Below are 20,013 nucleotides of genomic sequence, written 5' to 3' on the forward strand. Positions count from 1 at the left end.
TGTGCCCTTCAGGGGCTTCTCAGTGCCAGGGCAGCTGCCCGCGCTTCTCCCAGTACGTCCGCGGCTCCTCGACCAGTGCGGCCAGCCGGGTCAGCTGGTCCTCGTCGAGGTCCACGACCGCCGCGTGCAGGTTCGAGGAGAGCTGGGTGACGGTCGCGGCGCCGGAGAGGACGACACCGGCCCACGGCTGGCGCAGGACGAGGGCGAGGGCGACCGCGTCGCAGCCCAGAGACGTTTCCTCGGCCACGGCCTTCAGCGCGTCCGGTGCGTGTGGCTCCGCGAGGCGCCCGTTGGCCATCGCCTCCTTGACGATGACCGTGAGTCCGGCCTCGCGTGCCTCGGCGAGCGCGGGGGCGGCCGAGGTCTCCAGGGCGTTGTACGTCGACTGGACGGTACGGAAGAGGGGCTCGCCGTCGACCGTCACGGCGAGCGCGGCCCGGATCGCGTCGGCCTGGGCGGGGCCGCTGGTGGAGAAGCCGACGGTGAGGCCCTGCGCGGCGGCTTCCGCCAGCTTCGCGTGGAGTTCCTTGTCGGTGAGGGCCGGGCTGTCCGGGGTCACCGAGTGGATCTGGTAGAGGTCGAGCCGGTCGCCGAGCAGTTCGTCGCTCTCGACGCGCTGCCGCTCGTACGTGGCGAGCGTGTGGTCCTTGACCTCATGCCGGTCGGCGTCGGTGCTCCAGGCCGCGGTGTAGGTGTAGCCCCACTTGCTGCCGACGACGATGTCGTCGATGTCGGGGCGGGCGTTCAGCCAGTCGGCGAGGAACTCCTCGGAACGGCCGTAGGAACGGGCCGCGTCGAAGTAACGGACGCCTTGGGCGTAGGCAGCGTCGAGGAGTTCGTGGGTGCGGGCGCGCAGCGTCTCGACGCTGCGGTTCGCTCCGAGGTCGTGGTCTCGGCCGAGGTTGATGTAGCCGGGGCGGCCGACGGCTGCGAGGCCGAGCCCGAGGTGGCAGGTGGGGGTTGTTGCTGTGGCCAGTCGGGCGAAGGGCATCGCGGGCTCCGTTGGTCGGCTCCGGTACGGCTTCCGACCAACGTAACCCGCGATGCCCTTCTCGTGATCGCCATTGAGCTCGGGGCCTGCGGTGGATGGGCGAGTGCCGGTCGTTCGTGGCTTGTCGCGCCCGCGCGGCGGAGCCGCAGATCGATACAGCCCCGCGCCCCTGTGGGGCACGGCCCTCAGGGACGCCGAATCAGCTCTGCTTCTTTGCGGTCGCCCACTCGTGCTGCGCCGCCACGTCCGCCTTGACCTCCGCGAGCTGGACGGCGACCGCGCTGGGCGCCGTACCGCCGCGGCCGTCGCGGGAGGCGAGGGCGCCGGGCACGTTGAGGACGGAGCGCACCTCGGGGGTCAGGTGGGCGGAGATCTTCGCGAACTGTTCGTCCGTCAGCTCGTCGAGTTCCTTGCCCTCGGCCTCGGCGACCTTCACGCACTCGCCGGCGACCTCGTGCGCGATCCGGAACGGCACGCCCTGCTTGACCAGCCACTCGGCGATGTCGGTGGCGAGCGAGAAGCCGGCCGGGGCCAGTTCCTCCATGCGTTCGCGGTGGACGGTGAGGGTGGCGATCATGCCGGTGAAGGCGGGGAGCAGGACCTCCAGCTGGTCGCAGGAGTCGAAGACCGGCTCCTTGTCCTCCTGGAGGTCGCGGTTGTACGCGAGCGGGAGGGCCTTGAGCGTCGCCATCAGGCCGGTCAGGTTGCCGATCAGACGGCCGCTCTTGCCGCGCGCCAGCTCCGCGATGTCCGGGTTCTTCTTCTGCGGCATGATCGACGAGCCCGTGGAGAACGCGTCGTGCAGCGTCACGAAGGAGAACTCCTTCGTGTTCCAGAGGATGATCTCCTCGGCGATCCGGGAGAGGTTGACCCCGATCATCGCGGTGATGAAGGCGAACTCGGCGACGAAGTCGCGGGAGGCGGTGCCGTCGATGGAGTTGCCGACGCTGCCGTGCTCGAAGCCGAGATCGCGAGCGACCGCCTCCGGGTCCAGGCCGAGGGAGGAGCCCGCGAGGGCGCCCGAGCCGTACGGCGACACGGCCGTGCGCTCGTCCCACTGGCGCAGGCGTTCGGCGTCCCGGGACAGGGGCTGGACGTGCGCGAGGACGTGGTGGGCGAAGAGCACCGGCTGGGCGTGCTGGAGGTGGGTGCGGCCGGGCATCGCCACGTCCGGGTGGGCCTCCGCGAGGCCGATCAGGGCGTCCTGGAGTTCGGCGATCAGGCCGCCGATGATCCGGGCGTGGTCGCGCAGGTACATCCGGAAGAGGGTGGCGACCTGGTCGTTGCGGGAGCGGCCGGCGCGGAGCTTGCCGCCGAGGTCGGGGCCGATGCGCTCCAGGAGGCCACGCTCCAGGGCGGTGTGGACGTCCTCGTCGGCGATGGTGCCGACGAGGTCACCGGATGCCACGTCCGCTTCGAGCCGGTCGAGGCCCGCGAGCATCCGGGTCAGCTCGTCCTCCGTGAGCAGCCCCGCCTTGTGCAGCACGCGCGCGTGGGCACGCGAACCGGCGATGTCGTAGGGCGCGAGCCGCCAGTCGAAGTGGACGGACGCGGACAGCTTCGCCAGGGCCTCGGCGGGACCGTCGGCGAAACGGCCGCCCCAGAGCCGTACGTCACCGCTGTTGCTGCTCACTTGCGTTGCTCCTCAAAGGCCTTGTCGTGTCAAAGGCATGGTCGTGGATGTGCCACCGCCTCCCTGCCGACCGGCGGTCAGGGAGGCGGCATTCACGCTACTGCTTGCGCAGGGTCCGTACCGCCTACGCCAGGTCCCGCTGCGCGGCGATCTTCGACGACAGGCTGTAGATGTCGATGAAGCCCTTGGCCGCGGCCTGGTCGAAGGTGTCGCCCGTGTCGTACGTCGCCAGGTTGAAGTCGTACAGCGACGACTGGGAGCGCCGGCCGGTGACGACCGCGCGGCCGCCGTGCAGGGTCATCCGGATGTCACCCGAGACGTGCTGGTTGGCCTCGTTGATGAAGCCGTCCAGGGCGCGCTTGAGCGGGGAGAACCACTGGCCGTCGTAGACCAGTTCGCCCCAGCGCTGCTCGACCTGCCGCTTGTAGCGGGCCAGTTCGCGCTCGACGGTGACGTTCTCCAGTTCCTGGTGGGCGGTGATCAGGGCGATCGCGCCCGGGGCCTCGTACACCTCGCGGGACTTGATGCCGACGAGCCGGTCCTCGACCATGTCGATACGGCCGATGCCCTGGGCTCCGGCGCGCTCGTTGAGCTGCTGGATGGCCTGGAGCACCGAGACGGGCTTGCCGTCGATGGCGACCGGGACACCCTCCTTGAAGGTGATGATCACCTCGTCGGCCTCGCGGGGCTCGGCCGGGTTCGAGGTGTACTCGTAGATGTCCTCGATCGGCGCGTTCCAGATGTCCTCCAGGAAGCCCGTCTCGACCGCGCGCCCGAAGACGTTCTGGTCGATGGAGTACGGGGACTTCTTGCTGGTGGCGATCGGGAGCTGCTTCTCCTCGCAGAACGCGATGGCCTTGTCCCGGGTCATGGCGTAGTCGCGGACCGGGGCGATGCACTGGAGGTCGGGGGCGAGGGCGACGATGCCGGCCTCGAAGCGGACCTGGTCGTTGCCCTTGCCGGTGCAGCCGTGGGCGACGGTGGTGGCGCCGTGCTTCTTGGCGGCGGCGACGAGGTGCTTGACGATCGTCGGCCGGGAGAGCGCGGAGACCAGCGGGTAGCGGTCCATGTAGAGGGCGTTGGCCTTGATCGCCGGGAGGCAGTACTCCTCGGCGAACTCGTCCTTGGCGTCCGCGACCTCGGCCTCGACCGCGCCGCACGCGAGGGCGCGCTTGCGGATGACGTCCAGGTCCTCGCCGCCCTGACCGACGTCGACCGCGACGGCGATGACCTCGGCGCCCGTCTCCTCGGCGATCCAGCCGATGGCGACGGAGGTGTCCAGACCGCCCGAGTAGGCGAGTACGACGCGCTCGGTCATCGGGTTCTCCTCACAGTGCTTCGCTGACATGCATGAGTATGCAGGAGTCTGCATGATTCGTCAATCTCGCCGGGGTTTGAACACGGGAAACCGCTTTCCCGTATCTCTCGCCGAACGCAGGCGCCGCGTTTGTCACTGCCGAGACCACCTGACCCGAGTGAGGCATCCGCATGTCCAGGGCTCTTCCGAAATACAACAAGCGTCGCGTCGCGTTGATCGGCGGCGCCGCCGCGGTGGTCATGACCGGCGCGGTCATCGCCGGTTCCGCCCTCGCCGGGGAGTCGGCGGGATCGAAGAGCGGCAGCACGAACGCCCGGACGCTGGCCGGTCCCGGCACCATCAGCTGCCCGGACGTCGCGTCCCAGCTGCCCGCGATCCCGGCCACCGCACAGGCCGAGGTCGACCGCAACCTCGCACTGCTCCAGACCCAGATCGACGAGGCCAACAAGCGACTCGTCGACACCGTCGGCCAGGGCGGACCCAACTTCGTCCAGAACGCCATCCTCGGCCCCCTGGAGGACAAGCGGATCGCCACCGTCAACCGCATCGCCACCGCGATCGGCCGTACGGCGGAGAAGCCGGCCGGACTCGACGCGCTCGCGCCGTGCGCGCTCAACGCGGACGGCGCCGCCGAGACCGGCGAGGAGGCGGGCGAGGACGCGGGCGCGGGCGAGGAGGCCGGCGGCGAGGTCGAGGCCACGCCGAGCGAGACCGCGACCGAGGAGGCCGGCGAGAACACCGGCGAGGCGGGCGACACGGGCGAGGCCGGCGCGGCGGGCGCCATCAGCTGCCCGGACGTCGCGTCCCAGCTGCCCGCGATCCCGGCCACCGCACAGGCCGAGGTCGACCGCAACCTCGCACTGCTCCAGACCCAGATCGACGAGGCCAACAAGCGACTCGTCGACACCGTCGGCCAGGGCGGACCCAACTTCGTCCAGAACGCCATCCTCGGCCCGCTGGAGGACAAGCGGATCGCCACCGTCAACCGCATCGCCACCGCGATCGGCCGTACCGCCGAGAAGCCCGCGGGCCTGGACTCCCTGGCCGCCTGCACGGTCACCGAGTGACCTGACAGGCGCTGTGGCCGCCCCGCGTGAGCGCCGGCCGGGGCGGCCACGGACACCTCCGCGAAGCGGATCTCGCTATTCATTAGACAGACGAAAGACTTGCACCCATAATCGTTAGACATGGGAAAGACTTACGAGCGCATAGACGGCCGGCTCCGCACGTTCATCGAGGAACAGCCCCTCTTCTTCACCGCGTCGGCCCCCCTGTCCGGGGACGGCACGGTGAACCTCTCCCCCAAGGGCCTCAAGGGTTCGTTCGTGATCCTCGACGAACTCACCGTGGCCTACCTGGACTTCGCGGGATCCACCGCGGAGACGATCGCCCACCTGCGCGAGAACGGACGGATCACCCTGATGTGGTGCGCCTTCCAGGGCCCGCCGAACATCGTGCGCGTACACGGCCGCGGCGAGCCGGTGTTCCGCGACGACCCGCGCTTCAAGGAACTGCTCGCGCACTTCCCCGACATCGACCCGACCCCGCACGGGCTGCGCGCGATCATCGTCGTACGGGCCGAACTGATCCGGGATTCCTGCGGGTTCGCGGTGCCGTTCATGTCGTACGACTCCGACCGCGCACTGCACGGGCAGCGTTTCGCACGCGAGGACGACGACTCGCTCAGCGAGTACTTCGCCAAGAAGGACCACATCGCCACGAGCATGGACGGGCTCCCCGGGCTGCCGCTGCCACTGCGTCCGATTTAGTGCTTTTTATTTGATCTATACATACACAGGCTTCTTGTGCATATTGACGGAATTCTCCCTTCCGCCGTGCTTGCCCCCTAGCCTGGGCGCACGAACAGATGGGGGATTCATGTTCCGACCAACGCGCGAACCTCAGAGCAAACGCCATGTCCGCAGCTCCTTCTTCGTCGTCGGGGAGGGAGCCCTCTCCGACACCCCGGACGACGGCCCGGCCGAGCCCACGCCGCTCTCCGACGTCGCCGCCCTCCGCAGGTTCCGGTTCTCACGGCTGGGCCCCAGGGCGGATGCGTCCCAGGCCCTGGACCGGCCCACCCGCCAGGCACTCGCCGAAGCCATGACCGACCCGGTCCCGGTCCAACAGGACTCGGCGAAGCGCACCGTACCGGCGGGCTTCACGTACCTCGGCCAGTTCCTGGACCACGACCTCACCCTGGACGCGACGGCGGCCCACCTGGAGGACGACGTCACCGTCGGGCAGCTGCTCCAGGGCCGCTCGCCCGCACTGGACCTCGACAGCCTCTACGGGCTCGGTCCGAACCATCCCTTCGACCGCCGGTTCTACCAGGACGACGGAATCCGGCTGAAGACCGGTACGACCTCCCCCGTGCCCGGGGACATCCTGACCAACCGCGCCCTCACCGGCTTCGACCTGCCCAGGGTGGGTGTCGGCTCGCTCATCTCCGAGCGGCGCCGGCCGCTCATCCCGGATCCCCGCAACGACGAGAACCTCGCCGTCGCCCAGATCCACTGCGCCTTCATCCGGTTCCACAACCGGTTCGCGGCCGAACTCGCCGGCAAGGGCGTGTCCAGCGCGGTCCTCTTCGAGTCGGCACGCGAGGCGATCGTCAAGCACTACCAGTGGGTGGTGCGTCACGACTTCCTGCCCAGGATCGTGGACCGCGCCATCGTCGACGAGGTCTTCACCGAGGGCCGCAGGATCTTCGAGCCGGAGCCGGACCGGCACGACCTCCCGACGATGCCGATCGAGTTCTCCGTGGCCGCCTACCGGGTGGGCCACAGCATGGTGCGGGACACCTACAACTGGAACCGGAAATTCGACAACGGGGAGGGGTCGCTGGTCCGGCTCTTCGTCTTCACCGGTACCAGCGGCAACTTCTCCCCGGCCCCAGGCGACCTCGGCAATCCCGAAGCGGGCACGCTCGAGACCCTGCCCACCAACTGGATCGCGGACTTCCGACGCCTGTTCGACTTCGGTGCCGCGGGCCGGGCCGACCTGGCCGTGAGCGACGCACAGTTCAACGTCGCCAAGCGCATCGACACCCTGCTGGTCAACCCCCTCGCCAAGCTGCCGCTGGGCTCCTTCGGCGGGCGCGGGCAGCCCCAGCCCCCGGCCGTCGAGCTGAACCTGGCCTTCCGCAACCTCACGCGGGCCAACATGATGAGGCTGACCTCCGGTCAGCAACTCGTCGAGCACGTCAGGAAGAAGAACGTCGACGTGAAGGAGCTGCCCGCCGCCGCCTTCGGCAACCGCCCCGGCGGGGCCCAGTTGACCAATGAGCTGCGGAAGAAGCTGCTCCGCAACTGTCCGCTGTGGTTCTACATCCTTCGCGAGGCCGAGGAGATGGGCGACGGACGGCTGACCGGGCTCGGCGGGCGCATCGTCGCCGAGGTGTTCCACCGCGCGATCGAGGGCAGCCGCCACTCCATCGTCCGGGACCCCTTCTGGCGGCCGTTCCTCAGCCCGGTGGAGGCCCGGCGCAAGGCCGGCACCTTCGAGATGACCGACCTGATGCTGTACGCGTTCGAGGAGAACGCCGACCTGCTGAACCCGGTGGGTGCGTGAGCCACGGGCAGCGCGGGTTGGCCCTGATGGGCCTGCTCGCGCTGCCCCGCCCGTGGTCGTCCCCTAGCGTCGGGCGCATGCGCCTTCACCGTGCTGCCGCCCTCGCCCTCGCGTCCGTACCCTTGCTCGCGCTCGTCCCGAGTACGTCGACTCCGCTGCCCGCGCGCATGGCCGACACCGGCGGCGGCAGCCAGCTGATCACGGCGGTGGCCGCGAAGACCGGCTCGACGTCCGGCACGGTGACGTGGTGGGACCGGCGCGACGGACGGTGGCTGAAGGCCGGTTCCGCCAAGGCCCGCTTCGGGGCGAACGGGCTGGTGGAGGGCTCCTCCCGCAGGCAGGGCACGAACACCACACCGACCGGGCTGTACGACCTGCCGTACGCGTTCGGGATCAAGGCCGCGCCGGGCGGGACGACGTACAAGTACCGGCCCGTGCGGCAGAACTCCTGGTGGTGCCAGGACAACGACTCACGCTCCTACAACCGCTGGGTGGAGCCGCGTCCCGCGCACTGCGCGGCCGCGGAGGCCGAACGGCTGATCTCGTACGGGACGCAGTACGCGTACGCGATGGTCGTCGGCTTCAACTACGCCGAGCCGGTGCGGGGGCGGGGCGCCGGCATCTTCCTGCATGTCGACGGGCGCGGAGCCACCGCCGGTTGTGTGTCCGTGCCGGCGGATGCGATGCGGCGGATTCTGCGGTGGGCCGAGCCCGGCAAGAAGCCGCACCTCGCGATCGGGACCGTGAGCGGACGTACGGCGATCACCCGGTACTGAGCCGGACGGCGGATGGCGGACAGGTGACGGGGAGACGGGGTGACTGGGCGACGGGTTACCGCCAGTCACTCCAGTCCGCACGAGACTCGGCAGGCGGCTGAACACACGGGCGTCGCGGCACGTATCTGAGGGCCAAGGGACCACGCCACCCCCCTTGCCCCGCCCTCGGAGGAACCGTGACCACCACGCTCGCAGGCGGCCGCGCCGCCCGCCGCCAGACGATGCGCCGCATCCGTCCGCGCCGCTCCCCGGCGACCCTGCTGCTGCTCGCCGTGTGGGCCGGCGCAGTGGGTGTGCTGTGGCTGTGGTGGGCCAACACGCCGTCGATCAGCGACAACAACGGCAAGATCCTCAACGCGGGCCGGATCACCGGACTGCTCGCCGGCTACCTCATGGCGCTGGTGGTGCTGCAGATGGCCCGGGTGCCCGCGCTGGAGCGCCGGGTGGGCTCCGACCGGGTGGCGCGCTGGCACGCGATGAGCGGCCGCTACACGCTCTGTCTGACGGTCGCCCACGTCTTCCTGATCATGTGGGGTTACGCCCTGCAGGCCGGCAAGGGCCTCGGCGACATCGTCCAGCAGACGATGGACTCCATCAACCAACTTCCGGACATGGGCAAGGCCGCCATCGGCACCGGTCTGCTGTTCGTCATCGGGCTGCTCTCGATCGGCCCGGTCCGGCGCAGGATTCCGTACGACACCTGGTACCACGTGCACCTGCTGACGTACGCGGCGGTGTTCCTGACGTTCTGGCACCAGCTCACCACCGGCAACGAGTTCGCCGTCGAACCGGCCGCGAAGACCGTCTGGTACGGGCTGTACGGCTCGGTGACGGCGCTGGTGATCTGGTACCGGATCCTCACCCCGATCCGCCTCAACCTGCGGCACCGGATGTACGTGGAAGCGGTCATCGAGGAGACCCCGGGCATCGTGTCGGTGCTGATCGGCGGGCGGAAGCTGCACCGGATGGGCGCGGAGGCCGGCCAGTTCTTCCGCTGGCGGTTCCTGGCACCCGGCATGCGGTTCAGCTCGCATCCGTACTCGCTGTCGGCGGCGCCCCGTCCCGACATGCTGCGGATCACGGTGAAGGCGATCGGCGACCACAGCGAACGGCTGCGCGAGCTGACGCCCGGCACCAAGGTGTGGGCCGAGGGCCCGTACGGCGCGCTGACCGCCGCCCGCCGCAGCCGCGGCAAGGTGCTGCTGGTCGCGGGCGGTGTCGGGATCACGCCGATGCGGGCGCTGTTCGAGACGCTGCCCGGCGCGTCCGGCGACATCACCCTGCTCTACCGGGCCAACAGCACTCAGGACCTGGCCCTGTGGGACGAGCTGGCGGCCATCGCGGACGAGCGCGGGGCCCGGCTGATGTACGCGGTCAACAGCCCGGACGGGGAACGCCCCGACATCTCGGCGGAGCGGCTGCGGCAGAAGCTGCCGGACATCGACAACCACGACGTCTTCATGTGCGGCCCGCCCGGGTTCGCGCAGTCCGTGTACGAAGCACTGCGCGGCGCGGGTGTGCCCGCCCGCCGCATCCATCACGAGTCGTTCGAGATGTGAGCGACGGGACTTCAGGAGCTTGAAAGCGATGAGGAAGAGTCACCCCATCCGACGTGTGATGCTCGCGACCGCCGCCACCGTGTCCGGTGTCGTGCTGGTCCTGTCACTGAAACCGTCGTCCGATCCGTCCTCCGCGGCGGCCGGCGGGGCTGCGTCACAGCCGCCGGCGGCGGGGCAGTCGGCCCAGGGCGGCGCCCAGCCCGCCGGGACCGGCATCGTCACCGGGGACGCGGCGCAGACCCAGTACGGCGCCATCCAGGTTCGGCTGACCGTCGCCGGCGGAAAGATCACCAAGGCCGAGACCGTCCAAGCGCCCAAGGGCGGCCAGAGCGACCAGATCACGGCCGACGCCGTACCCAAACTGAACGCGGCGACCGTGGCCGCGCAGAGCGCGCAGATCGACGCGGTGTCCGGAGCGACGTACACCAGCACCGGCTACAAGCAGTCGCTGCAGTCGGCCATCGACAAGGCCAACTCCACGGCCGGGTCGGGTGCCGCGGAGGGCTCGGGTGACGCGCAGGCCGCCAAGACCGTCACCGGCGACGCCGTCGACACCCAGTACGGCGCCGTCCAGGTCCGCATCACCGTCGCCGGCGGCAAGATCACCAAGGCCGAGACCGTCCAAGCACCCAAGGGCGGCCAGAGCGACCAGATCACCGCCAACGCCGTACCCAAACTCAACCAGGCAGCCATCGCCGCCGGCACCGCGGACATCGACGCCGTCTCCGGAGCCACCTACACCAGCGCCGGCTACAAGGAGTCCCTGCAGTCGGCCCTGGACCAGGCGGGCACCTCGGCGGGTGCCGGGTCGGGTGCCGAGTCGGGTGCCGGGTCGGGTGCCGGGTCGGGTGCCGCCGAGGGCTCGGGCGACGCCCAAGCCGCCAAGACCGTCACCGGCGACGCCGTCGACACCCAGTACGGCGCCGTCCAGGTCCGCATCACCGTCGCCGGCGGCAAGATCACCAAGGCCGAGACCGTCCAAGCACCCAAGGGCGGCCAGAGCGACCAGATCACCGCCAACGCCGTACCCAAACTCAACCAGGCAGCCATCGCCGCCGGCACCGCGGACATCGACGCCGTCTCCGGAGCCACCTACACCAGCGCCGGCTACAAGGAATCGCTGCAGTCGGCCCTGGACCAGGCCGGTGGCTGACACGGTGGCCGATTCGGCACAAGCTCCCGCCGCGGTACGTCATGCGGAGGAGGTCATGGGGACGGTCTTCTCCTTCGACGTCCGCGGCGGGGAACCCGGTGCGATACAGGCGGCACTGCGCGAGGCGGTGGCCGGGCTGCACCGGGTCGACGAGGTGTTCAGCACGTACCGCGACGACAGCGAGGTCTCCCGGCTGGCCCGGGGCGAGCTGACGGTCGAGGAGTGCGATCCGATGGTCGCCGAGGTCCTCGACCTCGGCGCGGAGGCCGAGCGGGCCAGCGACGGCTGGTTCAGCATGCGCTACGAGGGCCGCCTCGACCCGACCGGCATCGTCAAGGGCTGGTCCGCGGAGCGGGCCGCCCTACGGCTCGCCGAGGCCGGGGCGACCGGGGTGAGCGTCAACGGCGGCGGGGACGTTCAGCTGTTGGGCGTGCCGGCGCCGGAGCGACCGTGGCGGGTCGGGGTGTCGGATCCGTTGCGGCCGGGGGGACTTGCGGCCGTCGTCTCCGCGTCGGGCGTGCCAGAACTGGCCGTCGCCACGTCCGGCACGGCCGAGCGCGGCACCCACATCGTCGACCCGCGCACGGGCCGCTCCGCGGTCACCGACCTGCTGGCGGTCACCGTCGTGGCCCCCCGTCTGACCTGGGCGGACTGCTGGGCGACGGCGGCGTTCGCGATGGGTTCGCGGGAGGCCCTGGAGTGGTTGGAGTCCTTGCCGGACGTGGAGGCACTGCTGATCACGGCGGGCGACGAGGTGCGGTGCACGGGGGGCTTGGCGGCGCGGCTGGGCTGACCGGCGCGACTGCTGGGGGGTGGGTCGCGCAGCCCGGCGCTTACGGGGTGCCGCTGTCTGTGGGTCGGGAGCCGCCCCAGGCGGCACGACTGCCCGCGGCTGAGCGGGCCCTAGGGGCGCGGAGAACTGCACGACCCCAGGCGGCACAACTGGCCGCGGCCGAGCCGACCTCAGGGGCGCGGGGCTGTATCAATGTGCGGCTCCGCCGCGTGGGCGCGACCAGCCCCCACGCGCCCGCACCCGGCACAGCACCTTAAACCGGCCCCCTCAGTGCCCGTTCCCGTTCTGGGCCAGCCGCAGCAGATGGTCCGCCAACGCCTGCCCCCCAAGAGGATCCCGGCTGATCAGCAGCAACGTGTCGTCGCCCGCGATGGTCCCCAGAATGTCGTGCAGTTCGGCCTGATCGATGGCCGAGGCCAGGAACTGCGCGGCACCGGGCGGCGTCCGCAGAACGACCAGGTTCGCGGACGCCTCCGCGGAGATCAGCAGCTCCGCCGACAGCCGCCGCATCCGCTCTTCCTTCGCCGACCCCCCGAGAGGGACCCGCGGCGTACGGAACCCCCCCTCGCTCGGTACCGCGTAGATCAGGTCACCGTCGGCGTTGCGGATCTTCACCGCGTTCAGCTCGTCCAGATCCCGGGAGAGCGTCGCCTGGGTGACGCTCAGCCCGTCGTCCGCGAGCAGCTTCGCCAACTGGCTCTGGCTGCGCACCGGTTGCCGGTTGAGGATGTCCACGATCCGGCGGTGCCGTGCGGTGCGGGTCTGCGGTACGGCAGGCCCCGCGGTCTGCTCGTGCTCCTGCGCCTGGCTCATCGTCGTCTCATTCTCCGGATCATCCGTCCCCCTTGGCCACGTCCAGGATGCCGGGCAGTGCCTGGAGAAGCGCGTCCACGTCGTCATCGCCGAGGTTCAGCGCCGGCATCAGCCGTACGACATCAGGGGCGGGCGCGTTCACCAGGAAACCGGCGTCCTGAGCCGCCTGCTGCACCTTCGGCGCGAGCGGCTCGGTGAGCACGATACCCAGGAGGAGGCCCGCACCCCGGACATGTGCGATCAACGGATGACGTGAACTGCCGTCGGCGCCCTCGATTCCGTCCCGCAGCTTCTCGCTCTGCTGCTTGACGTTCTCCAGCAAGCCCTCGTTCGCGATCGTGTCGAGTACGGCGAGCCCGGCCGCGCAGGCGATCGGGTTTCCGCCGAAGGTCGTACCGTGCTGGCCCGGCTGCAGCAGCTCCGCGGCCCGCCCGAAGGCGACCGTCGCGCCGAGCGGCAGTCCGCCGCCGAGCCCCTTCGCCAGCGTGACGACGTCCGGCAGAACGCCCTCGTGGGCCTGGTACTCGAACCAGTGCCCGGTCCGCCCGATGCCGGTCTGCACCTCGTCGAGGACCAGCAGGCTGCCCGTCGCGGCGGTGATCGCCCGGGCCGCCTTCAGATAGCCGGCCGGGGGCACCACGACCCCGTTCTCGCCCTGGATCGGCTCGATGATGACGAGCGCGGTCTCCTCGGTGACCGCGGCGGCCAGCGCCTGCGGGTCGCCGTACGGCACGTGCGTGACGTCACCGGGCAGCGGCAGGAAGGGCTCCTGCTTGCCGGGCTGGCCGGTGAGCGCGAGGGCGCCCATGGTCCGGCCGTGGAAGCCGCCGTCGGTGGCGACCATGTGGCTCCGCCCGGTCAGCCGCCCGATCTTGAAGGCGCCCTCGTTGGCCTCGGCACCGGAGTTGCAGAAGTACACCTTGCCGTCGCGGCCGAAGTGCTGGAGCAGCCGTTCGGCGAGCGTGACGGGCGGCTCGGCGATGAAGAGGTTGGAGACATGGCCGAGGGAGGCGATCTGAGTGCTGACCGCCTCGACGATCGCCGGGTGGGCGTGGCCGAGCGCGTTGACCGCGATGCCGCCGACGAAGTCGAGGTACCGCTTGCCGTCGGCGTCCCACAGCTTGGTGCCCTCGCCGCGCACGAGGGGCAGCCGCGGAGTGCCGTAGTTGTTCATCAGCGAGCCCTGCCACCGCTCGGTCAGTTCCTCGTTGCTCATGACTCCCCCTGTACGTCCGTCTTTTCGTCGGGCACGACCATCGTGCCGATGCCCTCGTCGGTGAAGATCTCCAGCAGGATCGAGTGCTGGACCCGGCCGTCGATGACGCGGGCGGTGTTCACGCCGTTGCGGACGGCGTGCAGACAGCCCTCCATCTTCGGCACCATGCCGGAGCTCAACTCCGGCAGCAGCTTCTCGAGTTGGGCGGCCGTGAGGCGGCTGATCACCTCGTCGCTGTTCGGCCAGTCCTCGTAGAGGCCCTCGACGTCCGTGAGGACCATGAGGGTTTCGGCGCCCAGCGCAGCAGCGAGTGCCGCAGCCGCCGTATCAGCATTGACGTTGTAGACATGGTGATCGTCCTGGCTCCGGGCGATCGACGAGACGACCGGGATACGGCCGTCCGCCAGCAGCGCCTCGATCGCGCCCGTGTCGATGTCGGTGATCTCGCCCACCCGCCCGATGTCGACCAGCTCCCCGTCGATCTCGGGCTGGTGCTTGACGGCGGTGATGGTGTGCGCGTCCTCGCCCGTCAGCCCCACGGCGAGCGGGCCGTGCTGGTTGAGCAGCCCGACCAGCTCGCGCTGCACGTGTCCGGCCAGCACCATGCGGACGACGTCCATGGCGTCCTCGGTGGTGACCCTTAGGCCCGCCTTGAACTCGCTGACGATGCCGTGCTTGTCGAGGGCGGCGCTGATCTGCGGGCCGCCGCCGTGCACGACGACGGGCTTGAGGCCGGCGTGGTGCAGGAACACCACGTCCTGCGCGAAGGCGGCCTTCAGGTCCTCGTCGATCATGGCGTTGCCGCCGAACTTGATGACGACGGTCTTGCCGTTGTGCCTCACCAGCCAGGGCAGCGCCTCGATGAGGATCTGCGCCTTGGGGAGGGCGGTGTGCTTGCGAGTAGTGCTCATGACGAATACGCGCTGTTCTCGTGGACGTAGTCGGCGGTGAGGTCGTTGGTCCAGATGGTGGCTGTCTCGGTGCCGGCCGCGAGGTCGGCGACGATGTGCACCTCGCGGTAGCGCATGTCGACCTTCTCCCGGTCCTCGCCGACGCCGCCGTTCTTGCACACCCAGATGCCGTTGATGGCGACATTGAGCTGGTCGGGGTCGAAGGCGGCCTTCGTCGTGCCGATCGCGGAGAGCACGCGGCCCCAGTTGGGGTCCTCGCCGTGGATGGCGCACTTGAGGAGGTTGTTGCGGGCGATGGAGCGGCCCACCTCCACGGCGTCGTCCTCGCTCGCGGCGTTGATCACCTCGACCTTGATGTCCTTGCTGGCGCCCTCCGCGTCCCGGATGAGCTGCTGGCCGAGGTCGTCGCAGACGGTCCGTACGGCCGCGGCGAACTCCTCGTACTCCGGGGTGACTTCGGAGGTCCCGGAGGCCAGCAGGAGGACGGTGTCGTTGGTGGACATGCAGCCGTCGGAGTCGACGCGGTCGAAGGTGACCTTGGTGGCGGCGCGCAGCGCCCGGTCCAGGGTCGCGCTGTCGAGGTCGGCGTCGGTGGTGAGGACGACCAGCATGGTGGCGAGGCCGGGGGCGAGCATGCCCGCGCCCTTGGCCATGCCGCCCACGGTCCAGCCGTCCTTGGTGACGACGGACGTCTTGTGGACGGAGTCGGTGGTCTTGATCGCGATGGCGGCCTTCTCACCGCCGTGCTCGCTCAGGGCCTCGGCCGCCTGCTCGATGCCCGGCAGCAGCTTGTCCATCGGGAGCAGGATGCCGATCAGACCGGTGGAGGCGACGGCGACCTCGACGGCGCCGAGACCGAGCACCTCGGCGGCCTTCTCGGCGGTGGCGTGCGTGTCCTGGAAGCCCTTCGGTCCCGTACAGGCGTTGGCGCCACCGGAGTTGAGGACGACGGCGGAGACCTGGCCACTCTTGAGGACCTGCTCGGACCACAGGACGGGAGCAGCCTTGACGCGGTTGGAGGTGAAGACGCCGGCGGCGGCGCGGCGGGGCCCGGTGTTGACCACGAGGGACAGGTCCGGGTTGCCGTTCTCCTTGATTCCGGCGGCGATGCCCGCCGCCTGGAATCCCTGTGCTGCCGTGACGCTCACGGTGCGACTCCGATCGTCGAGAGACCGAGCTCCTCGGGGAGTCCGAGGGCGATGTTCATGCTCTGGACGGCACCGCCCGCGGTGCCCTTGGTCAGGTTGTCGATGGCGCTGATCGCGATGATGCGGCCTGCGGCCTCGTCGTACGCGACCTGCACCTGAACGGCGTTGGAACCGTAGACGGACGCCGTGGCGGGCCACTGTCCCTCCGGAAGGAGGTGGACGAAGGGCTCGTCGGCGAAGGCCTTCTCATAGACGGCGCGGACGGACTCGGCCGTGACGCCGGGCTTCGCCTTGGCGGTGCAGGTGGCGAGGATGCCGCGCGGCATCGGCGCGAGGGTCGGCGTGAAGGAGACGGAGACGTTCTCCCCGGCGGCCGCGCTCAGGTTCTGGATCATCTCGGGGGTGTGCCGGTGGACGCCGCCGACGCCGTACGGCGACATGGAGCCCATGACCTCGCTGCCCAGCAGGTTCGGCTTGGGAGCCTTGCCCGCGCCGGACGTCCCGGAGGCGGCGACGATCACGGCCTCCGCCTCGGCGAGTGAGGCGGCGTACGCCGGGAACAGCGCGAGGGAGACGGCGGTCGGGTAGCAACCGGGCACCGCGATGCGCTTGGACCCCGTAAGCCGGGCGCGGCCGCCCGGCAGTTCGGGCAGGCCGTACGGCCAGGTGCCGGCGTGCGCGGAGCCGTAGAACCTCTCCCAGTCACCGGCGTCCTTGAGGCGGAAATCGGCCCCCATGTCGACGACGAGCACCTCCGGGCCGAGCTGCTCGGCGACGGCCGCGGACTGTCCGTGCGGCAGCGCGAGGAAGACGACATCGTGTCCGGCGAGGACGTCCGCGGTGGTCTCCTGGAGCACACGGTCGGCCAGCGGCAGCAGGTGCGGCTGCAGCGCGCCGAGCCGCTGGCCGGCGTTGGAGTTGCCGGTCAGGGCGCCGATCTCGACCTCGGGGTGCGCCAGGAGCAGACGCAGGAGCTCTCCGCCCGCGTATCCACTCGCTCCGGCCACTGCCGCACGTACCGCCATGGGATCCATCCTCCTCTTGATGGCATGACTATACGTTTCGATGCACGTTTATGCAATCCATTCCGGGCACCGCCGTAACCTCCCCGACATGGGGAACACCTTCGATGCCGGAGACGACAGCCTGTAGGACCACCGCTTCGCGGGCCTGCTGGCGCTCCAGGACCAGAGTGTCATGGGGCGGGGCGCGGTCGGGTTCGATCTCGGGGAGCTCGACTGGGGCGGGTCGGGCGCGGAGCGGGCGGCCGCCAAGCACTTCGTACTGGACGTCCTCGACCTCGCCGCGCGGCGGCACCGCTGGGACGAGCTCGGGTACGAGCCGCCCCACGCGGCCGCATACCTGGCGCGCTTCCGGCAGGTCGTCGAGGCCTTCGAGCCGCCCGCGTCCGCGCCGGGCGCCGACGCGCTCCCGAGGCCGGGGGCCGTCGCCTGCTGCGTACCGCACCGGGTGCTGAGCGCGTTGCCGCACTGGGAGGGATGCGTGTTCTGCCACCGGTGACGGATGCGGCGGCTGCCGGGCGTAAACCGCTGCCCCAGGAAGGACCGCGGCCCACGCCCGGACCGGCTACCTCTGCTTGATCCTCAGGAACGTGATCGAGTTCGCCGGGAAGGTGTACGTGAACCTGTCGGCGACCCCGGAGTAGGTGGACGAAACGGGTGCCACCGCCGTCGCGGTCTCCGTGTTCACCGCGTCCGGCGCGGCGGCCAGCGTGGTGACCTTCGCCTTGGACGCGACCTTGGCGCCACCCAGGTCGATCGCCGTGCGGGCGGCCGAGGACTGGGCGTTGACGACCTTGACGATCAGGTCACCGGTCTTCTTGTCCTTGGTGACAACCTGCCGGAACGGCTCGGCCGGCTTGTCGTCGGTGAAGCTGCCCCACTCCTGACCGTCGAGGTAGAGGGTGACCTGCCGGCCCCGCACCTTGATGTCGATGTCGTAGGCGCGCCCCGTCTCGATGGACCCGGCCTTGGAGATCAGCGTCGACTTGCCGCCGTCCACGGCCTGTTCGACGGCGGACTGGGTGTTGTTCCAGCCGCCCAGGTTCCACCAGTAGTAGTTGCCGGTGTCCTTGACGCCGAAGGCGACGAGGAAGCCCTCCTTGCCGGACTTCTTGGTGGCCTTCACGTGCAGGTCGTAGTCGTGCCAGGACGGGTCGCCGGCCGAGACCATCGTGTTCTCGGCGGCCACGTCGCTCTGCACGTACTGCCCGTCCTGGACGCTCCAGCTACCGCCGCCGGTGTGGGTCCACTTCGAGGCGTCACCGCCGAAGTCGTCACTGAGCAGGGACGTGCCGTCCGCGCCGGTGACCTTGACATCGTCGTACGCCGCCGTGGTCGCCCATGTCGACAGGCCGACGGCACCGGTGATGGGGCCGAGCAGCGAGGGCGTGCCGGTGGCCGTGGAGGGCACCACGCGGTCGCCGACGTTGGTCATGAACAGCTTCTGGACCTCGTAGTTGGCGGAGTTCCAGGAGGCGTGGTTGTTGAACCACACCATGTCCGGGCTCCACTGCACGTAGTCCTCGTTGGCGAACAGCGGTGCGTAGGAGGCGAGTTCGACGATGTCGGCGTTGCGCTCCAGGCCGGTCATGAACGCGGCTTCGGCGAGGCCGTTCTTGAAGGCGTTGCCTTGTGAGGCGTACTCGCCGAGGAAGACCTTCGGGCCGTTCCTGTCATAGGAGTCGTAGCGGTCGTTGTTCTGCAGGAACCACTGCGGGCTGTTGTAGTAGTGCTCGTCGACCATGTCGACCTTGGCCTCGCGGTTGAGCTGCCAGGCCGTGTCGAAGGTCTGACCGGTGTCGTCCGGGCCGGAGTTGGAGACGACGGTGATGTCGGGGTACTCGGCCTCGATCGCGGCGCGGAACTGCTTGAACCGGTCCATGAACTCGACCGGCAGGTTCTCCTCGTTGCCGACCCCGACGTGCGTGAGGTGGAAGGGCTTGGGGTGGCCCATCTGTGCGCGCTTCTTGCCCCAGGTCGAGGTCACCGGCCCGTTGGCGAACTCGATGAGGTCGAGGGCGTCCTGGATGTGCCGCTGGAGGAGCGCCTCGTCGTCGGTGGCCTTGTTCTGGCCGCAGCCGGTCACCAGGGCCGGGACGACGGGCAGGGGCATGGCGCCGATGTCCTCGGCGAAGCGGAAGTACTCGTAGTAGCCGAGGCCGTAGGACTGGTTGTAGCCCCAGAAGTTGGAATTGGTGGCGCGCTCCTCGACCGGGCCGATGGTGTCCTTCCACTGGTAGGAGCGCTTGCGCTGGTAGCCGGAGGCCTCGCTGTAGTCCTCCATGGAGCCGGTGTTGACCAGGCAGCCGCCGGGGAAGCGCAGGAAGCCCGGGTGCAGGGCGGCGGCCTTCTCGGCGAGGTCCTTGCGCAGGCCGTTCGGCTGGTGCTTGTAGGTGTCGCGCGGGAAGAGGGACACCATGTCGAGGGCGGCCGCGGCGGAGGAGGCGACGGCGAGCCGGCCGTCGCTGCTGGTGCGGGTCGCCGTGAAGGTGGCGGTGTACTTGGCCCAGCCGCTCTTCGTCACGGCCACCGTGCGGGCGGTGGCCAGCGTGCCGTCCGCGTCCTGGAGGGTGACGGTGAGGGTGCTGCCGCCGGTGGCGCGGGCCCACACCGAGAAGTCGTACCTCTTGCCCTCGTCCACGTGGACGCCGGTGTTGTAGCCGGCGTTCGTGACCGACGAACCGGCGCCCACGGAGAGGTAGTTGCGGTTGCGCTCGTTGAGGCGTCCGCCGTCGTTCACGACCTGCGCGGTGCCGTCCACCGTCCAGGAGGTGAGGGGCGTGTACGAGGTGTTGTCGGCGGTGGAGTACTCGAAGGACCGGTTCTGCACGAGCTCGGCGTACAGCCCGCCGTCGGCGGCCCGGTTGATGTCCTCGAAGAACACGCCGTACATCGTGTCGTCGATCTTCGCGCCCTTGGCGGTCGGGTCGACGGTGATCGCGTAGTCGGTGACATCCTCGGCGTGCGCGGGTGCCGGGACCAGACCGGCCGCCACCAGCAAGGCGGTGGCCGTGAGACCGAGTCTCCAGCGGGTGCGGGTGCGTGACATGGATACTCCGCGGCTCAGGGGTGTGGAGTTGTGCGTGCGGTGATACACGCAGCGGTGC

The 20,013-nt window shown here is 70.0% G+C and carries 17 protein-coding genes; 8 read left to right on the forward strand and 9 right to left on the reverse strand.

Translation table 11 applies throughout. The features are described from left to right. Positions 1-19: 19 nt before the first annotated feature. The 3 genes from AC5P09_RS04145 to AC5P09_RS04155 all read right to left on the reverse strand — a co-directional run bounded on the left by AC5P09_RS04145 (position 20) and on the right by AC5P09_RS04155 (position 3,942). Positions 20-991, reverse strand: coding sequence for an aldo/keto reductase (locus AC5P09_RS04145; RefSeq protein WP_493872484.1), 972 nt, complete (start codon positions 989-991; stop codon positions 20-22). A 199-nt stretch (positions 992-1,190) separates the two neighbouring features. After that, positions 1,191-2,624 carry an argininosuccinate lyase gene (gene argH / locus AC5P09_RS04150; RefSeq protein ID WP_493872485.1) on the reverse strand — a complete coding sequence of 478 codons (1,434 nt, stop codon included), beginning with the start codon at positions 2,622-2,624 and terminating at the stop codon, positions 1,191-1,193. Between the two features lie 124 nt (positions 2,625-2,748). Beyond that, the gene (locus AC5P09_RS04155; protein WP_307673545.1) at positions 2,749-3,942 is read right to left on the reverse strand and encodes an argininosuccinate synthase; all 1,194 of its coding nucleotides are present in this window, start codon (positions 3,940-3,942) and stop codon (positions 2,749-2,751) included. Positions 3,943-4,112: 170 nt separating this feature from the next. Between AC5P09_RS04155 and AC5P09_RS04160 the strand changes: the two genes are divergently transcribed. The 7 genes from AC5P09_RS04160 (at position 4,113) to AC5P09_RS04190 (ending at position 11,796) form a co-directional block, all read left to right on the forward strand. Beyond that, positions 4,113-5,009, forward strand: a complete 897-nt coding sequence (locus tag AC5P09_RS04160) for a hypothetical protein (RefSeq protein WP_493872486.1) — start codon at positions 4,113-4,115, stop codon at positions 5,007-5,009. 120 nt (positions 5,010-5,129) lie between these two features. Next, positions 5,130-5,711, forward strand: coding sequence for a pyridoxamine 5'-phosphate oxidase family protein (locus AC5P09_RS04165; protein ID WP_493872487.1), 582 nt, complete (start codon positions 5,130-5,132; stop codon positions 5,709-5,711). A 109-nt stretch (positions 5,712-5,820) separates the two neighbouring features. Then, on the forward strand, positions 5,821-7,515 hold the full coding sequence (locus AC5P09_RS04170) for a peroxidase family protein (RefSeq protein ID WP_493872488.1): 1,695 nt from the start codon (positions 5,821-5,823) through the stop codon (positions 7,513-7,515). A 77-nt stretch (positions 7,516-7,592) separates the two neighbouring features. Next, positions 7,593-8,291, forward strand: coding sequence for a L,D-transpeptidase family protein (locus tag AC5P09_RS04175; protein WP_493872489.1), 699 nt, complete (start codon positions 7,593-7,595; stop codon positions 8,289-8,291). A gap of 176 nt (positions 8,292-8,467) precedes the next feature. Beyond that, complete coding sequence (locus AC5P09_RS04180; RefSeq protein ID WP_493872490.1) at positions 8,468-9,850, forward strand: ferredoxin reductase family protein; 1,383 nt, start codon at positions 8,468-8,470, stop codon at positions 9,848-9,850. Between the two features lie 28 nt (positions 9,851-9,878). Beyond that, the gene (locus AC5P09_RS04185; RefSeq protein ID WP_493872491.1) at positions 9,879-11,003 is read left to right on the forward strand and encodes an FMN-binding protein; all 1,125 of its coding nucleotides are present in this window, start codon (positions 9,879-9,881) and stop codon (positions 11,001-11,003) included. A 55-nt stretch (positions 11,004-11,058) separates the two neighbouring features. Further along, positions 11,059-11,796, forward strand: coding sequence for an FAD:protein FMN transferase (locus tag AC5P09_RS04190; protein WP_493872492.1), 738 nt, complete (start codon positions 11,059-11,061; stop codon positions 11,794-11,796). Between the two features lie 267 nt (positions 11,797-12,063). On the opposite strand, the gene AC5P09_RS04195 is transcribed toward AC5P09_RS04190, so the two are convergent. Genes AC5P09_RS04195 through argC form a run of 5 tightly spaced genes read right to left on the reverse strand, consistent with a single transcriptional unit; the run spans position 12,064 to position 16,909 of the window. Continuing rightward, positions 12,064-12,609 (reverse strand): arginine repressor, encoded by a 546-nt coding sequence (locus tag AC5P09_RS04195; RefSeq protein WP_329342397.1) that lies wholly within the window; start codon positions 12,607-12,609, stop codon positions 12,064-12,066. A gap of 19 nt (positions 12,610-12,628) precedes the next feature. Further along, a complete protein-coding gene (locus tag AC5P09_RS04200) occupies positions 12,629-13,825 on the reverse strand; it encodes an acetylornithine transaminase (RefSeq protein WP_493872493.1) in 1,197 nt (398 codons plus the stop codon). Then, positions 13,822-14,736 (reverse strand): acetylglutamate kinase, encoded by a 915-nt coding sequence (gene argB / locus AC5P09_RS04205; RefSeq protein ID WP_493872494.1) that lies wholly within the window; start codon positions 14,734-14,736, stop codon positions 13,822-13,824. The genes AC5P09_RS04200 and argB overlap by 4 nt, the downstream gene beginning before the upstream one ends. After that, positions 14,733-15,884: a bifunctional glutamate N-acetyltransferase/amino-acid acetyltransferase ArgJ gene (argJ, locus tag AC5P09_RS04210; RefSeq protein WP_493872495.1), complete on the reverse strand. Its 1,152-nt coding sequence runs from the start codon at positions 15,882-15,884 to the stop codon at positions 14,733-14,735. Before argJ ends, argB begins: the two co-directional genes overlap by 4 nt. Then, positions 15,881-16,909 (reverse strand): N-acetyl-gamma-glutamyl-phosphate reductase, encoded by a 1,029-nt coding sequence (gene argC, locus AC5P09_RS04215; RefSeq protein ID WP_493872496.1) that lies wholly within the window; start codon positions 16,907-16,909, stop codon positions 15,881-15,883. Before argC ends, argJ begins: the two co-directional genes overlap by 4 nt. A 172-nt stretch (positions 16,910-17,081) precedes the next feature. On the opposite strand from argC, the gene AC5P09_RS04220 reads away from it, so the two are divergent. Continuing rightward, complete coding sequence (locus AC5P09_RS04220) at positions 17,082-17,405, forward strand: hypothetical protein (protein ID WP_493872497.1); 324 nt, start codon at positions 17,082-17,084, stop codon at positions 17,403-17,405. Positions 17,406-17,471: 66 nt separating this feature from the next. On the opposite strand, the gene AC5P09_RS04225 is transcribed toward AC5P09_RS04220, so the two are convergent. Then, the gene (locus tag AC5P09_RS04225) at positions 17,472-19,955 is read right to left on the reverse strand and encodes an alpha-L-arabinofuranosidase family protein (RefSeq protein ID WP_493872498.1); all 2,484 of its coding nucleotides are present in this window, start codon (positions 19,953-19,955) and stop codon (positions 17,472-17,474) included. Positions 19,956-20,013 lie beyond the last annotated feature (58 nt).

The organism is Streptomyces sp. a15 (assembly GCF_059026085.1).